The following is a 15,214-nucleotide window of genomic DNA, read 5'->3' as shown; positions in this document are numbered from 1 at the left end:
ACCGGCGGGGGGCGAGACAGGGAAACGGGACATGCGCAATCTCCTGATCTGGTCGGCGCGCCGACGGGACATTGCTATCCAGATCATCCCCCCCGGGACGTATGGGCGGCCGGCTGTTGCGGTCCGCCCTCACGCTGTCATCCGCTCATCGCGGGTCCGTCCGCGCCGCGATCAGGCGGCGCAAAGGATCATGAGGTGACGGGGATCGCCGGGCGCACCCCCGGCTCCGCCGCGGCTTGCGCCGCGTCGAGCACGCGCAACGCATTGCCGCCCCACACTTTTGCGACGTCGGCGGCGCTGTAGCCGTGCGCGAGTAGCGCGGCGGTGATCTTCGGAAAGGCGGTGATGTCGTCGAATCCCTCGACTCCGCCGCCGCCGTCGAAATCGCCGCTGATCCCGACATGGTCGATCCCCGCCACCTGGATCGCGTGGAGCAGATGCTTCATCACGTCGTCGAACGTCGCGCGCGGTACCGGCCAGCGCGCGTCGATCGCCTTGCGCGCCGCCAGATAAGCCTTGCGGTCCGCCTCGGTCGTTGTTGCAAGGGGTGGCTGCTTCGCCGCCAGCGCGGCGAGCGCCGCCTCGCGCGCCGGGATCTTGGGCTGCGCGATCATATAGCCGTCATAGGCGTTGATCTGCACCACGCCGCCCTTGGCCGCGAGCGCGCGGAGATCGGCGTCGGACACGTTGCGCGGGTGGTCGAAGATCGCGCGCATGCCCGAATGCGACAGAATGATCGGCGCCTTCGACTGGGCGATCGTCTGGCGCAGCACGTCGTCGGAGGCGTGGCTGCAATCGATCAGGATGCCGAGCCGGTTCGCCTCCGCCACGAATGCCTCGCCCTTGGTGCTGAGGCCGTTCCATTCGGGTTTGTCGGTGGCGCTGTCGGCGAGATCGTTGGTCTTGAAGTGGACCGGGCTCATCATCGTGACGCCCAGCCGCTGGAAGGTGCGCACCAGCGACAGGTCGCCTTCGAACGGATAGCCGTTTTCCATGCTAATGAAGACGAACCGCCTCTTCGCGGCGACCGCGGCGCGGGCCTCCGCCGACGTCGTCACCAGGCGGAAGGCGTCGGGGTGGCGGGCGACCATTTCGCGGATCTGCACCGCGCGCACCAACGCGGCGTCGCGGGCGTCGCGATCCCCCTCCGGCGTACGTGGGCCCTGCGCGGTGAAGATCGCGAAAAAGCCACCGTCGATCCCGCCTTCGACCATGCGCGGATAATCGACCTGGTCGCCGCTGTCCGCTCGGCTGTGGCGGTCCATGATGCTCCAGCCGGTGCGGCCGAGGTTGGCAGGCGTATCGAAATGCGTGTCGAGCACGATCGCCGCATCATGCACCCGCCGCGCCTCTGGCGGGACGGAGGGAGTAGTCCGGGACGTCTGGGCCGCGAGCGGCACCGCCGCCAACACGGTCAGCAGCGCCCCGCGCGTCAAAGCGGATACGGATGTCATCCTCGTCAGCCCCCACCACATCATTCACTGATCGGTAAGACGGTCGTCGCGACACAATCTGCCATCGCAGATATCATTTTTATTTCATGATGGCTGGACAACCGCCGCGGGGGCTGATGGTATCCGGGTAAGAGCATGAGTTCGGGGAGGATCGCCTTCGCTACGTTCGGGGGGTTCCGGGGTGGGTTCATTCAGCGACACTGAGTCGGTCAGGGCTAGGCTCGACTGGTACAAACAGGCCATCCTGCCGCATGAGGGGGCGCTGCGGTCGCGGTTGCGGCGCGTGCTGCCCGACGGTGCCGATGTCGACGACGTCGTCGCGGAGGCGATGACCCGGGCCTATGCGACCGGCGATATCGAGCGCCTACATTCGGGGCGGGCCTATCTGTACCAGATCGCCCGCAATCTGGTGGTGGACGCCGCGCGCCGCGCCAAGATCGTGTCGTTCGAGGTGATCGCCGATCTCGACACGATCGGCATCGACGATCGCGCGGAGGCCGGGCTCGAGGCGCGCGACGCGCTGCGGCACCTGCAGGCGATCCTCGACACGCTGCCCCCGCAGTGCCGGCGCGCCTTCATCCTGCGGCGCGTATACGATTGGCCGACGCACGCGATAGCAGAGGAGATGGGCTTGTCCGTTTCTACGGTAGACAAGCATCTCGCACGCGCCGTGGCGAAGATCACGCAGGCGATCGGCGAGTACGGGGGCGGCGAGTACGAGGGTTGTGGCTTTGGATGGTCCCTGCACACGCGCAACGAAGCGACGGGCGATCGAGGCGGAGGCCGCGCGGCTGTTCCTCGCCGCGCACGCCAGCGGTGCTGAAGCCGACTGGGACGCCGCCTATCGCTGGATCGCGGAGAACCCGGCTCACGGCTGTGCCTTTGCCCGAGTAGAGGCGGGTTGGGATCTCGCCGCGGGATTGCGGGACGCGGCGCCTGTGCGATGCGACGAAGGCGTGCTCCCCGCCATGGTGCCGAACGAGCCAGCCCGTCGCGCGGCGGTGGCGCTAGGTCTTCGCCGGTTCACGATGGGCGCGATCGCCGCAGGCGCGATCGGCGTGGCCGTCACCGTCTGGCTGGGACACGGTGGCGACCGGCCACCATGTCGACAGACGCACGTCGCGGCGCCCCTGTTCGCGCCGGCCAAGCCCGCCTCTCGGGTCTAATTCGCGAGATATCCGCGGCCTGAGCCCCGTCTTTCCGCGGTCGGATCGCGGTCCGCGACGCCATTGCGCGAGGGGCCGCTGCCGCCGCACCGCGCTCGTCCCATACCGGTGCTGGGACCACCGTAAAACTACGATGATTTACCGGTTGGAAACCACGCGGGCGCCCCAATTCGCAAGACGAACTGGAGACATCCCATGCACGACCCGGCAGCCAATGCGAAGCGCGTACAATTCTACGGTCTCGACGCGAAGGATTATGCGAATTTCCCGCGCATCCTGTCCGTCGTGTCGAAAAGCGCACCCAAGGCGCTAGACCTGTTCTACAAGAAGATCGCGGCAACACCGGAGGTGTCCGGCTTCTTCACGTCGAAGAGCGTCATGGATCACGCGCGCGACAAGCAGCTCGATCATTGGTCCCAGCTGTTCTCGCGAGAATTGGGCGCGGGCTATTTCGAAAAGGCGGAACAGATCGGCAGCGTCCATGCCCGGATTGGCCTGGCGCCGACATGGTATATCGGCGGATACGCCATGGTGCTGGAGCAGGTGATCCATGCGACCATCGCGTCTTCGCCGATCGGCCGGCTCGCCGGCAAACGCCTGGGCCGCGTGATCGGCACGTTGGTGAAATGCGCGCTGCTCGACATGGACATCGCGCTGTCGAGCTATTTCCGCGCCGAGGAAGGCCAGAGGCTCGCCGTCATCGCGCAAGTCGGCGAGGCGCTGGAGGGGCTGGCCAAGGGGGACTTCACCGCATCGCTGCACGACCTGCCCGAAGCGTTCCGCAAGGTGGAGCAGGACTTCGAATTCATGCGCAGCCAGATCAGCGAAACGCTGGTCCAGGTCGCCGATACCGCGAAGAGCATCAACACCGGGTCGGTGGAGATCAGTTCGGCCTCCGATGATTTGTCCGAACGGACCGAACAGCAGGCCGCGTCGCTGGAGCAGACGGCCGCCGCGATGGATCAACTGACCGGCGGCGTCCGCGAAACCGCCGAAGGCGCCGCGCACGTCAACCGATCGGTCAGCGAAGCGCATGCCGACGCGACGCAGGGCGGCGCGGTCGTCAAGGAAGCGGTTGGCGCGATGGACGACATCCAGCGTTCGGCCGCCGAGATCGCGCAGATCATCAACGTCATCGACGGCATCGCCTTCCAAACCAACCTCCTGGCCCTGAACGCAGGGGTCGAAGCGGCGCGGGCGGGCGATGCGGGCAAGGGCTTCGCCGTCGTAGCAAGCGAAGTGCGCGCGCTTGCACAGCGATCCGCGGACGCTGCCAAACACATCAAGGACCTAATCGGCGAAAGCTCGAAGCAGGTCGCCCGCGGCGTCGCGCTCGTCGGCCAGTCGGGTGAGGCGCTCGACCGGATCGTCGGCAAGGTGGCCGAGATCGCCACGCTTGCGGCCAACATCTCGCAACTGGCGCAGGTGCAGTCGAACAGCCTGCAGCAGGTGAATATCGCGATCGGCGAGATGGATGCGACGACGCAGCAGAATGCGGCCATGGTCGAGGAATCGACCGCCGCCGCGCGCAGCCTCGCCAGCGAGGCGGACCAGCTCACCGGCCTCGTCGCGCGCTTCACGTTGGACGACGCCATGGCACCCCCCGCACGGCCCGCAGTCGCCAAGCCCGCGCCGGTGGTTGCGGTCAAGCCGCCGGTGCGGGCGGTGCGTCGGGCCAGCCGCGGCAATCTCGCGCTCGCCGTCACGCACGCAGACGAGGACTGGACCCAATTCTGAAGGGTGACCGCGCCATGACGCAGCAACTCATCACCTTCGAAATCGCCGACAAGCGGCTCGGCGTCGACATCATGGCCATCCGCGAAATCCGCGCCTGGACCCCACCGACGCCGATCCCTCATGCGCCCTCGTTCGTGCGCGGGATCGTCAATCTGCGCGGCACCGTGCTGCCGGTCGTCGATCTCAGCGACCGGCTGGGGTGGGACGCGATCGCCCCCTCGCCCCGCCACGTCATCATCGTGATCCAGATCGGCGAGCAGATGCACGGCCTCGTCGTCGATTCGGTCAACGACATCGTTACGATCGAACCATCGGCGATGCAGCCGCCGCCGGACCTGGGCGGCGGCGCCTCCGCCCGACGTCTGGCGGGACTGATTTCGGTCGAGGATCGGATGGTGATGGTCCTCGACCTGCGGTGCATGGCGATCGACAGTGACGCCATGCTCGCCGACGCGGCGTGATCTCCGCCGCGACTACAAGGCCGTAGGTATTCCGAGCACAGGACTAGCTTCGCCCAAGTGGTGGCGTGGTTTCACCAGCCACCACGCTTACCCGGACGATCGATGATGCGGCACCTGTTGATCATCGAGGACGATGACGACCTGCGGACCGAGCTGATCGAATTGATCGAGGCGCTCGGCGCCCGTGCCATCGGCGCGCGATCTGGCGAAGAGGCGCTGACAGCGCTCGACACGGCATCGTGTTCGGTAGATGTTATCCTTTGCGATCTAAGACTTAAGGCCGAAAGTGGCCTAGACGTCTTGCGCATGTTGCGCCATCGTCGATCCACCAGCATGACGGAGCCGACGATGTACTTGATGACCGGCCATCTTGATCTCACCGCCGCGGCGCTATCCGACATCGCGACGACGACGAGCGGCCTGTTTACCAAACCCCTGCGGACCGCCACGCTGCGCGCCCTCGTGGCAAGCCAAATCGGCAGCACCGGCAACGCCTGATGGCCGCCGGCCTGTCGTTCCCGACGCTGGCGGCGCGGCGGCGCGCTATGCCCTTCGTGCCGCTGGCGCTGCTCGGCCTGGTGATCGTCCTGTCGGGGCATCGTCTGGTGGCAGCCCCGGGGTTCGAGCTGATCCTCGCGCCCTTCGCCTATCTGCCCGCATGGCGGTGGTATGGCTTACGCGTCGCGATCGCGGTCGCCGTCGCGACCACGCTGCCGACCTTGGCGTGGTTCGGCCAGCCCGTGCTGATCGCCGCGGCACTCGGCCATATCGTCGTGGTCGATCGGTTTTGCCGCGGGGATCGCAGCCTGTCGACGGTGACCGTCCTTTATAGTGCCGCCGTCGGCAGCGTGGCGGTCGGCTTGCTGCTGCACAACCCATGGGGCACCCGAGCGGAGGCTGCGCTGATCGCGTTCCTGCGCACCGTGCTGTTCACCATCGCGGCCGCCGCGATCAGCGATGCGGTCGTGCTGTTCATCACGCGCGATCCGGCGAGGGGCGGCCTGATGCGCCAACCATTGGTGTCGCTTACCGGAGCGCTCGATGCGCTGGTGTCGCTGGCGATCGCCGGCGCGGCCATGCTGTTCCTGCTGGGCGAGATGCGGTCGGTGCCGGCGCGGGTGCTTCGATTTGCCGAACAGGCACGGGCGTCCGCTGCCGTCGTACCGGCGGCGGACGTCCCGACCGGTCGGATCCGATCGCTGCCGGTGCCAGGCAGTCGCGATGCCGTCCGCCTGATCCATGTGCCGCAGGTCGATACGGCGTCCGCCGCGGCGCGGCTGGGCTGCCACCGGATCGATGACGGCACCGCAAGTGCGATCGAGCGGCAGACGATCGGCTATTGGTTGACCACCTGCGTCGCGCAGCGTGCGCCCGACGGCCATATCGCGATCGTGTCGCCCCGCCCGTTCGTCCGGGCGACGATGGTCGGCGTGTTCATGGGGCTGATCCCGCTGCTGGCGTACCTGCTGCTCGCGGAACTGGGGCTTGTCGCCTTCCGCCACGCGATCCGCCGGTCGGTGGCGGTATGGGAGGACGCGCTGGCGCATTTCGACCGCCATGCTCCGATCCCGCCCGCCGATGTCCCGTTCAGCGAAACGCACACATTGTTGGACCGCTTCGCCACCATCAACAACGCCTTGCTGGCGAGCGACCACGAACGCCAGCGCCTCGCCCGCGCGGTAGACGAATTGCGGACCACCATGGGGTTCAAGGTGTTCAGCGACGTGCGCTACGATGCGGCAGACGGGACCCTGCGCTTCGTCAAGATCGATCCACAGCATGGCCGGCGCGAGATGAGCCTGCCTGTGCATCCGGCCGACCGCCCTACGCTGGCAAATCTCGACGCGCACAATGATGTGATGGCGGAATTTCGCGTTGGCTCCCGCGTAGAGGCCGAATGGCACCTGCTGCTGGCGCATGATCACGACCCGGCGTTTGAGCGGTGGCGGTTCGGCTGCGTCGTGCGGCTGCGCACCGCCAAGGCGTTCCAGACCGAGATGCGACACCATGCCCGCCTGATGGAGCTCGGCGGCATGGCATCGGCGCTGAGCCACGAGCTGCGGCAACCGCTGTTCACCATCGCGCTCGCCGCGGAGAATGGACGGCTCTCCCTCACCCAGTCGGACGAGACGTCGCAACGTGCCGTGCAAAAGTTCGATCGGATCATCGAACAGGTGGAACGCGCGACCGCCATCGTCGAACGGACGTCGGGCTATGCACGGCTGGAACGCGGCGGCAGCGAGCCGATCAGCATCGTCGACGCGATCCAGAATGCGGCGCGGTTCATGCGCCCCGTGCTGTCCGAACGCGACATCGCGCTACGGATCACCGCGCCTGCGTCCCTCCCCATCCTGGAACTGCCGCGCGTCGGGATCGAACAGATCGTCGTCAACGCTCTGCAAAATGCCGCCGATTCGATCGATACCGCTCGTGCCGCGGGCGACGCCGGCCCCGCCCGTATCGCGATCGACCTCGCCCAGCGCGACAGTACGGTCGAAGTCGTCATCGACGATACCGGCACCGGGCTGGCGGACGCGGTGGCCGGGACGGCGTTCGACGCCTTTTCCACGACCAAGCCGATCGGCAAGGGCACCGGCCTGGGGCTGTTCGTCTGCCGCCAGATCATGGACGAGGTGGGCGGATCGATCGCCCTGGCCAACAAGCCCGACGGACGCGGTGCGACGCTGACCCTCGGCTTTCCAATCGATGCGCGGAGGTAGGGTCGCCATGACCGATCCCACTTCCGACACGCCCACCGCTCACGCCTATGTCGTGGACGATGACGCGGCCTTGCGCGCCGAGCTGGCGGAAACGCTGGCGGCTGCCGGGCTTCAGGTGCGCACCTTTCCCGATGGCCGCGCCTTCCTGCACGAACAGGCAACGCTGCCCGAGGGCTGCCTGGTGCTCGACGTCCATATGCCCGGATTGAGCGGCCGTGAGGTGCAGGACGAGTTGCGGCGCACCGGCAGCCATCATCAGATCGTGATGCTGACCGGAGCGGCGACGGTGCCGCTCGCGGTCGAGGCGCTGCACGCAGGCGCGGCCGACTTCATCGAAAAGCCGATGCGCCCCGCTACCTTGCGTCAGGCCGTCATGCGCGCGCTGGAACGGTTGCGGCAGGACCAGCGCGCACGCGGCCGGGTCGCCGCCGCGCAGCACTGTCTGGAACGCCTGTCCGATCGTGAGCGCGATGTGCTGGCGGGACTGGTGTTGGGATTGGCGAACAAGATCATCGCCTACCGGCTGGGCCTGTCGACCCGGACGGTCGAGACCTATCGCGCGCATCTGATGGACAAGCTGGAGGTGTCCAGCCTGTCGGACGCGGTGCGCCTGGCGCTCGAGGCGGGGCTGGAGCCCAAGGGCGCGATCGTGCGCGCCGATGGGCCGGGCTGAGACGAGGATCAGGCCGCGATCGGATAGTCGCGCGTGAACGCGGCGGCATGCTGTTCGCTCAGCGCCGGAGCGATCAAAAATCCCTGAATGCTGTCGCAGCGCAGCCCGCGCAGCAGCGTTTCCTGCTCGCTTGCCTCCACGCCTTCCGCCACGACGCGCAGCCCCAGCCGATGCGCGAGGTCGATCACGCTTTCCACGATGACGCGATCCTTGCCCCCGGCACAGATCGATTCGATGAAGCTGCGATCGATCTTCACATGGTCGATCGGCAATTGCCGCAGATGCGTCAGCGAGGCGAAGCCCGTGCCGAAATCGTCGAACGCGATATGCACGCCGCGGTCGTGCAAGCGATCGATCGACGGCCAGACCGTCCGCGCGCCGCGATCGAGCAACATGCCCTCGGTGATCTCGACGCACAGCTGGTCACCGCGGATACGCCCCGTATCGATCGCATGGATGATGTGATCGACGAATTTCGACGATCGAAAATCCCCCAGCGTCGCGTTGATCGCGATCGACTGGAACGGCACGCCCTGCGCGTTCCACCGGTCGATCTGGCTCAGCACCTCGGTCAGCACGAATGCGCCGATATCGGCGGCGGTCCGTTCATCGTCGAACACGTTGGCGAACACGGCCGGCGTCATCACCGACCCGTCCCGCACCTTCCAGCGCAGCAGCGCCTCGAACGCCATTGGGCGTGCGGCCTGAAGGTCGACGATCGGCTGGTATTGCACGAACAATTCGTTCTCCGCCAAGGCGCGCTGGATGGCGGAGCGAATGTCGGCACGCCATTCCGCCTCGCGCCGATAGCGCCCCTCGAACACCCGGGCGCAGCCACGACCGGATTGCTTGGCCGCATACAACGCCATGTCCGCGCATTTCAGCAGGTCGCGATGGTCGACACCGTCTTCCGGAAAGACCGCAGCGCCGATGCTCGCCTGGATCCGCCAGCCAAAGGCATTGGCCTCCGTATGGTCGCCCACCACGCCCACGAGGGCCGCGAGCTTCTCGTTCAACCGGGCGAGGTCGCCATCGAAGGTCAGGATCAGCGCGAATTCGTCGCCGCCCAGGCGGCCGATGACCTCGTCCGCTCCGATCGCCGACTGCAACGCGCGGGCGACGCAGGTCAACAGGCGATCGCCGGCGTCGTGGCCCGCGCTGTCGTTGACGTCCTTGAAGTGATCGAGGTCGAGGATGGCGGTCGCAAAGGGCTCGCACCGGTCGGTAGCCGCCGCCAGCAAGTCCATGAAGTTTCGGCGGTTGGGAAGATCGGTGAGCGGATCGATGTTGGCGAGCCGCCACAGCCGCTGCTCGGCTTCCTTCTGCGGCGTGACGTCGAACCGGATCGCGGTATAGCCGGACCCGTCGTGGTGCGGCACGATCGTCGTATCGACCCAATAGAGCTTCCCGCTTTTGGCGCGATTGCAGATGACGTCATGCCAGACCTCGCCGCCGGAAATGGTGCGGTATAGGTGGCGGAAGAAATCGCGATCGTGGACGCCCGAATGGACGATGCGATGCGTCGACCCGATCAGCTCTGCTTCGGAATAGCCGCTCAGCTCGCAGAACCTGGGATTGACCGACGTGATCCGGCCCGCACGATCGGTGACGGCGACGATCGCCGCTGCATCGAGCGCCTCGCGCTGAAACGTGGCGAGGTTGGTCAGCTCGGTCAGCCGCCCTTCCTGCGTTCGCGCCCGATGCTCCAGCGAGGCGATCTCGCGATCGAGTTCCAACGCGACCTGACCGAGCACGTCGGCCGCGCCGCCTTCCGTCCGATGAATTGGGTTGTAGATCGACATGCTGCCATCCCGATGATGTGACGACACAGGACTTCGGCCGACGCGGTTACCGAAACCTAAATTTGCGTAGTTTTACGGTAGTTGCGTACCGCCACGCGCGGGGCGGCGCCGGTCCGTGATAACCGCGCGAACGGCAATCCGTGGCACGTTCACGCGCGCTTCGTCCGTCCGATCGACAGGCGGGGGCGGATCGTCTTAAGGTCGGCGCTCTACCGCGACAGGGGGCCGACCTGCACTTTTTCGATACGCGCCGCACGCTGCTTCGCACTGCGATGCTGGCACCGATGGGGGTCTGGAGCGCGGCGCGGGCACGTTCCGTCGATACGCCGTCGGGCGACGTAGGCCGCGGCATTTCGCTCGACCTCGCGCGACGTCGGGCAAAGCAGATGTCCGGCGTCCGCTACGACCTGTCGCTCGATCTGACCGCAAAGGACACGGCGGTGGGCTCGGCCGACATCCGCTTCGATCGCGTGGGCAACAGCGGCGATCTGGTCCTCGATTTTCGCGGGCCGATGCTCGCCGATTTGACGGTCAACGGCCGCCCGCTGTCCAACGCCGAGCGGATCGACGGCCACCTCGTCCTGCCCGCGGCGCTGCTGAAGACGGGCGCCAACCTCGTTTCAGCACGCTTCGCGACACCGATCGCAGCGTCCGGCGCGTCGATCATCCGCTATCATGACGACAAGGATGGCCAGACCTATCTCTACACCTTGCTTGTCCCCTCCGACGCCAATCTGCTTTTCCCCTGCTTCGACCAGCCCGACCTGAAAGCGCGTTTCCGCTGGACGCTGACCGCACCGAGCGGCTGGACGGCGATCGCCGACGGCCCGCTCGACGCGCAACAGCCGGTGACCGGCGGCACGCGCTGGCGCTTCGCCGAAACCGAGCCGATCTCCACCTATCTCGCCGCCTTCGCCGCAGGCCCCTGGACGCACTGGACGTCCGCGCCAGCGGGGGAACGGCCGATTACCCTGTACGCGCGCGCATCGCGCCGCGCCGAAGTCGATGCCGAGGCGCAAATCGCGACAAACCGCGCCGCGGTACGCTGGCTCAGCGACTGGTTCGGCATCCCCTTCCCCTTCGCCAAGCTCGACCTGCTGCTCGCGCCCGCCTTTCCGTTTGGCGGCATGGAGCATGTCGGCGCCGTCTTCTACAACGAGGACCGCTTCATCTTCCGCGAGCCGCCGACGCTGCCACAGCGCGTCGGCCGCGACGCCACCATCTACCACGAGATCAGCCACCAATGGTTCGGCGACTTCGTCACCATGCGCTGGTTCGACGACTTGTGGCTGAAGGAAGGCTTTGCAACCTACATGGCTGCGCGCATCCAGGCCGAGTTGCAGCCCGACAGCAACGCCTGGACCACCTTCCTCCTGTCGACCAAGACGCCCGCCTATCGCGCCGATGCGACCAGCGGCACGCAGGCGCTGTGGCAGCCACTCGACAATCTCGATGCCGCAAAAAGCAATTACGGCCCGATCGTCTACAACAAGGCGCCGGCGGTCATCAAACAGCTCGCCTTCCTCGTCGGCGAGGCGGGGTTCCGCCGCGGCCTCCACCGTTTCCTGACCGACCACGCCTATGGCAACGCCACCTGGCAGGACCTGCTCGGCGCGGTCGGCACCGCGTCGGGCGTCGACCTCACCGCCTTCGGCAGCCAATATATGCTGCGCGCCGGCTTGCCCCGCATCGACACGCAGCTCACGACGAACGGCAACACAATCGGGTCGCTGACGCTTGTCCAGCGGCCGGCGCGGTCGCTGCCCGGCGATCGCGGGGGCGCATGGCCGATGAAGGTGCGCGTGCGGCTGGGCTATACGACCCGCGCCGACGTGGTGCTCGACGCGGCATTCGACGGGACGAGCGCGATTGTCACGGGGGCGGCAGGGCTGCCGACACCGGACTATGTCTGGCCGAACGACGACGATCAGGGCTACGGCCTGTTCTTGCCCGATGACCGCACCATCGCCTGGATCGTCGGTCACGTCGGCACGGTGAAGGACCCGCTGTTGCGCGCCATGCTCTGGAGCGCGGTGTGGGACACGGTCCGCGACGTCCGCTTCTCGCCGGCGCGCTACATCGCGATGCTGCTCGATCACCTGCCCGGCGAAACCGACGAACAGATTTCGCGGACCATCCTGTCGCGCGGTGCCGCCGCTCTCGATGTCTATCTGCCCGACGACGCGGCCGCGCCGCTGCGGCCCCGCTGGGAACAGACGCTGCTTGCCCGTATCGACGATACCAAGCTCGGCTACGGCCTGCGCAAGGATGCCCTCGATCGCCTGATCGCGACGGCGCGGACGCCGCTGGCGCTCGATCGCCTGCGCGGCCTACTTGCCGGGCGCGCGACATTGGTCGGCATCGCAATCCGCCAGCCGACGCGCTGGGCGATCGTCCGCCGCCTGATCGCCGTCGGCGCGCCCGACGCCGCAGCCGTGTACGCAGCCGAGCAACAGCTCGACCGATCGAGCGAGGCTGTAAAGGACGCCTTCGTCGCCCACGCCGCGACACCCGACCGCGCCGTCAAGGCAGCCTATTTCACGCGATACTTCGACGATGCGACATTGAACGAAGCGTGGGCGAGCGAAAGCCTCGGCGCCTTCAACACGATCGAGCAGGCGGCGCTCACCCTCCCCTTCCTCCGCCCGGCGCTCGACCGGCTGGAATGGATCCGCCAGAACCGCCGCATCTTCTTCCTCCCCGCCTGGATCGACGCCTTCATCGGCGGCCAGCGCGATGCCGCGGCGCTCGACGTCGTCGGCCGGTTTCTCGAGGCGCACCCGGCGCTGCCGATCGACGTGCGCCGCAAGGTTCTGACCGCTCGCGACGAACTGGCTCTGACCGTGCGCATCCGAACAGCGCAGTTTTAGCACTGGGTAGTGGTCGGCGAACGGGAGGCGTAGCAGACGACGAAGGCAGCTGATCGATCATTCCGCCCGCTCGACCGTTGCCTATCGAACCCAACGCCAACTCAGGGGCGGTCCGGCGCCCCACGCGAAATCGTATTGATCGAAATCATCCCCGTACCCGACGGTCCTGACGGCTCGTTTGCCCTGCAAATGCAAGGAGCCATTATGACCGAAGCCATGCCGCGCAACCCTGGTACGGGCGGCGAGACCCATCAGGTCGCTGACGACGCACATCCGGTGCTGACCACCAATCACGGCACGCCGATCGCCGACAATCAGAACCAGCTGAAAGCCGGTGCGCGTGGCCCGGTGCTGCTCGAAGACGAAATCTACCGCGAGAAGATCAATCACTTCGACCATGAGCGCATTCCCGAACGCATCGTCCACGCGCGCGGAAGCGCGGCTCACGGCTATTTCGAATGCACCGACAGCCTGGCCGATATCACCGTCGCCGACCTGTTCCAGAAGAAGGGGCAGCGGACTGAAGTGTTCACCCGCTTCTCGACCGTCGCGGGCGGTGCGGGATCGATCGACACGCCACGGGACGTGCGCGGTTTCGCGGTCAAATTCTATACGCGGCAGGGCAATTGGGACCTCGTCGGCAACAACATCCCCGTCTTCTTCATTCAGGACGCGATCAAATTCCCCGACTTGATCCACGCCGCCAAGATGGAGGCCGATCGCGGCTATCCGCAGGCGGCGACGGCGCATGACACCTTCTGGGATTTCATCAGCCTGATGCCCGAATCCACCCATATGGTCATGTGGGCGATGTCGGACCGCACGCTGCCGCGCACCTTCGCAAACATGGAGGGGTTCGGTGTCCACACCTTCCGCTTCATCAACAAGGAGGGGAAGAGCACCTTCGTCAAATTCCACTGGAAGCCCAAGGCGGGCCTCGCCTCGACGATCTGGGACGAGACGGTGAAGATCGCCGGCGCCGACCCGGATTTCCAGCGCCGCGATCTGTTCGAGCGGATCGATCGTGGCGACTTCCCGGAATGGGAGCTGGGCGTCCAGCTGTTCGACGAGGAGTTCGCCAACAGCCAGCCCTATGACGTGCTCGACGCGACGAAGATCATCCCCGAAGAGGTGCTGCCGGTCCGCATCGTCGGGCGGATGGTGCTCGACCGCTATCCCGACAATTTCTTTGCCGAAACCGAGCAGGCCGCATTCGTGCCGAGCCATGTCGTGCCGGGTATCGGCTTTTCGAACGACCCGCTGCTGCAAGGGCGGCTGTTCAGCTACACCGACACGCAGCTGTCGCGGCTAGGATCGGTCAACTTCCACCAACTGCCGATCAACAGCGCGAAGGGGCGCGCCGCCGCATCGGGCTGCCCGTTCATGAACCAGCAGCGCGACGGCCATATGCAGATGGCGGTGCCCAAGGGCCGCGCCAATTACGAGCCTAACAGCCTGGTGCAAGCGGGCGAGGAAGGCGGCGCACGCGAGGATCCGGACGGCGGCTACAAGACCTTCCCGTCGGAAGAACAGGGCCAGAAGCTGCGCATCCGCCCGGAAAGCTTCGCCGATCATTATAGCCAGGCGCGGATGTTCTTCCGGTCGATGGACCCGGCGGAGCAGGCGCATATCGCCTCGGCATTGGTGTTCGAGCTGAGCAAGGTCAGCCTGGAGCATATCCGCATCGCGATGATGGCCAATCTGCGCAACGTCGACGAGAATCTGGCGAAGCGCGTCGCCGTTGGCCTCGCCATGGACCTGCCGCCCGCGTCGAAGACCGCCGCTCCGGTGCTCGACATGGCCCCCTCGCCCGCGCTGCGCATCATCCGCGGCCCGCTGGAAAAGCACACGCTGGAGGGGCGCACCGTCGGCATCCTGATCGCAGACGGAACCGACGCCGGCGAGCTCAAGGCGGTGCAGGATGCGGTGAAGGCCGCTGGCGGCACGGCGAAGACGATCGCGCCCAAGGTCGGCAAGGTCCCGCTGTCCGACGGCAGCACGATCGCCGCGGATGCACAGCTGTTCGGCCAGCCGTCGGTGACGGTCGATGCCTGCGCGGCGATCCTGTCGGAGGCGGCTTGCGCCAAGCTCGTCAAGGAAGGCGCCGCGGTGCAATGGGTTATGGACGCCTTCGGCCACCTGAAGGCGATCGGGCATAATGCGGCAGCCCAGCCTCTGCTCGACAAGGCCGGCGTGGAGCCCGACCAGGGGATCACCGATCTGCCCGGATTCGTCGAGGCGGCCAAGAAGCGCTATTGGGACCGGGAACCGAGCGTTCGGACCCTAGCCTAAGCGATACCGTCGCTGGCCCCGGTGAATGGGGCTAGCGAC

General features: G+C 66.7%; 11 protein-coding genes. 9 read left to right on the top strand and 2 right to left on the bottom strand.

The window, feature by feature from the left end; translation table 11 throughout:
* Positions 1 to 188: 188 nt before the first annotated feature.
* Entirely contained in the window at positions 189 to 1,454 is a 1,266-nt protein-coding gene (locus ACGVWT_RS12245) for a dipeptidase (RefSeq protein WP_394426556.1), read from the bottom strand.
* A 181-nt stretch (positions 1,455 to 1,635) separates the two neighbouring features.
* On the opposite strand from ACGVWT_RS12245, the gene ACGVWT_RS12240 reads away from it, so the two are divergent.
* The 7 genes from ACGVWT_RS12240 (at position 1,636) to ACGVWT_RS12210 (ending at position 8,211) form a co-directional block, all read left to right on the top strand.
* Entirely contained in the window at positions 1,636 to 2,277 is a 642-nt protein-coding gene (locus ACGVWT_RS12240; protein ID WP_315462101.1) for a sigma-70 family RNA polymerase sigma factor, read from the top strand.
* Positions 2,186 to 2,620: a hypothetical protein gene (locus ACGVWT_RS12235; protein WP_315462127.1), complete on the top strand. Its 435-nt coding sequence runs from the start codon at positions 2,186 to 2,188 to the stop codon at positions 2,618 to 2,620. Before ACGVWT_RS12240 ends, ACGVWT_RS12235 begins: the two co-directional genes overlap by 92 nt.
* A gap of 195 nt (positions 2,621 to 2,815) precedes the next feature.
* Entirely contained in the window at positions 2,816 to 4,357 is a 1,542-nt protein-coding gene (locus ACGVWT_RS12230; RefSeq protein ID WP_315462100.1) for a globin-coupled sensor protein, read from the top strand.
* 14 nt (positions 4,358 to 4,371) lie between these two features.
* The gene (locus tag ACGVWT_RS12225; protein ID WP_315462099.1) at positions 4,372 to 4,818 is read left to right on the top strand and encodes a chemotaxis protein CheW; all 447 of its coding nucleotides are present in this window, start codon (positions 4,372 to 4,374) and stop codon (positions 4,816 to 4,818) included.
* Positions 4,819 to 4,923: 105 nt separating this feature from the next.
* Positions 4,924 to 5,316 carry a response regulator gene (locus ACGVWT_RS12220; protein WP_394426551.1) on the top strand — a complete coding sequence of 131 codons (393 nt, stop codon included), beginning with the start codon at positions 4,924 to 4,926 and terminating at the stop codon, positions 5,314 to 5,316.
* Positions 5,316 to 7,538, top strand: a complete 2,223-nt coding sequence (locus ACGVWT_RS12215) for an ATP-binding protein (protein WP_315462097.1) — start codon at positions 5,316 to 5,318, stop codon at positions 7,536 to 7,538. The genes ACGVWT_RS12220 and ACGVWT_RS12215 overlap by 1 nt, the downstream gene beginning before the upstream one ends.
* A gap of 7 nt (positions 7,539 to 7,545) precedes the next feature.
* Positions 7,546 to 8,211 carry a response regulator gene (locus tag ACGVWT_RS12210; RefSeq protein WP_315462096.1) on the top strand — a complete coding sequence of 222 codons (666 nt, stop codon included), beginning with the start codon at positions 7,546 to 7,548 and terminating at the stop codon, positions 8,209 to 8,211.
* 8 nt (positions 8,212 to 8,219) lie between these two features.
* Here ACGVWT_RS12210 and ACGVWT_RS12205 read toward each other — a convergent pair whose 3' ends face one another.
* Positions 8,220 to 10,013, bottom strand: a complete 1,794-nt coding sequence (locus tag ACGVWT_RS12205) for a bifunctional diguanylate cyclase/phosphodiesterase (RefSeq protein ID WP_315462095.1) — start codon at positions 10,011 to 10,013, stop codon at positions 8,220 to 8,222.
* Positions 10,014 to 10,153: 140 nt separating this feature from the next.
* Between ACGVWT_RS12205 and ACGVWT_RS12200 the strand changes: the two genes are divergently transcribed.
* Both ACGVWT_RS12200 and ACGVWT_RS12195 read left to right on the top strand, forming a co-directional pair.
* On the top strand, positions 10,154 to 12,883 hold the full coding sequence (locus ACGVWT_RS12200; protein ID WP_315462094.1) for a M1 family aminopeptidase: 2,730 nt from the start codon (positions 10,154 to 10,156) through the stop codon (positions 12,881 to 12,883).
* Positions 12,884 to 13,087: 204 nt separating this feature from the next.
* Positions 13,088 to 15,175: a catalase gene (locus ACGVWT_RS12195; RefSeq protein ID WP_315462093.1), complete on the top strand. Its 2,088-nt coding sequence runs from the start codon at positions 13,088 to 13,090 to the stop codon at positions 15,173 to 15,175.
* Positions 15,176 to 15,214 lie beyond the last annotated feature (39 nt).

The organism is Sphingomonas sp. S6, from assembly GCF_043498045.1.
GTDB lineage: Bacteria > Pseudomonadota > Alphaproteobacteria > Sphingomonadales > Sphingomonadaceae > Sphingomonas.
This window is presented reverse-complemented; position numbering and strand designations above follow the sequence as displayed.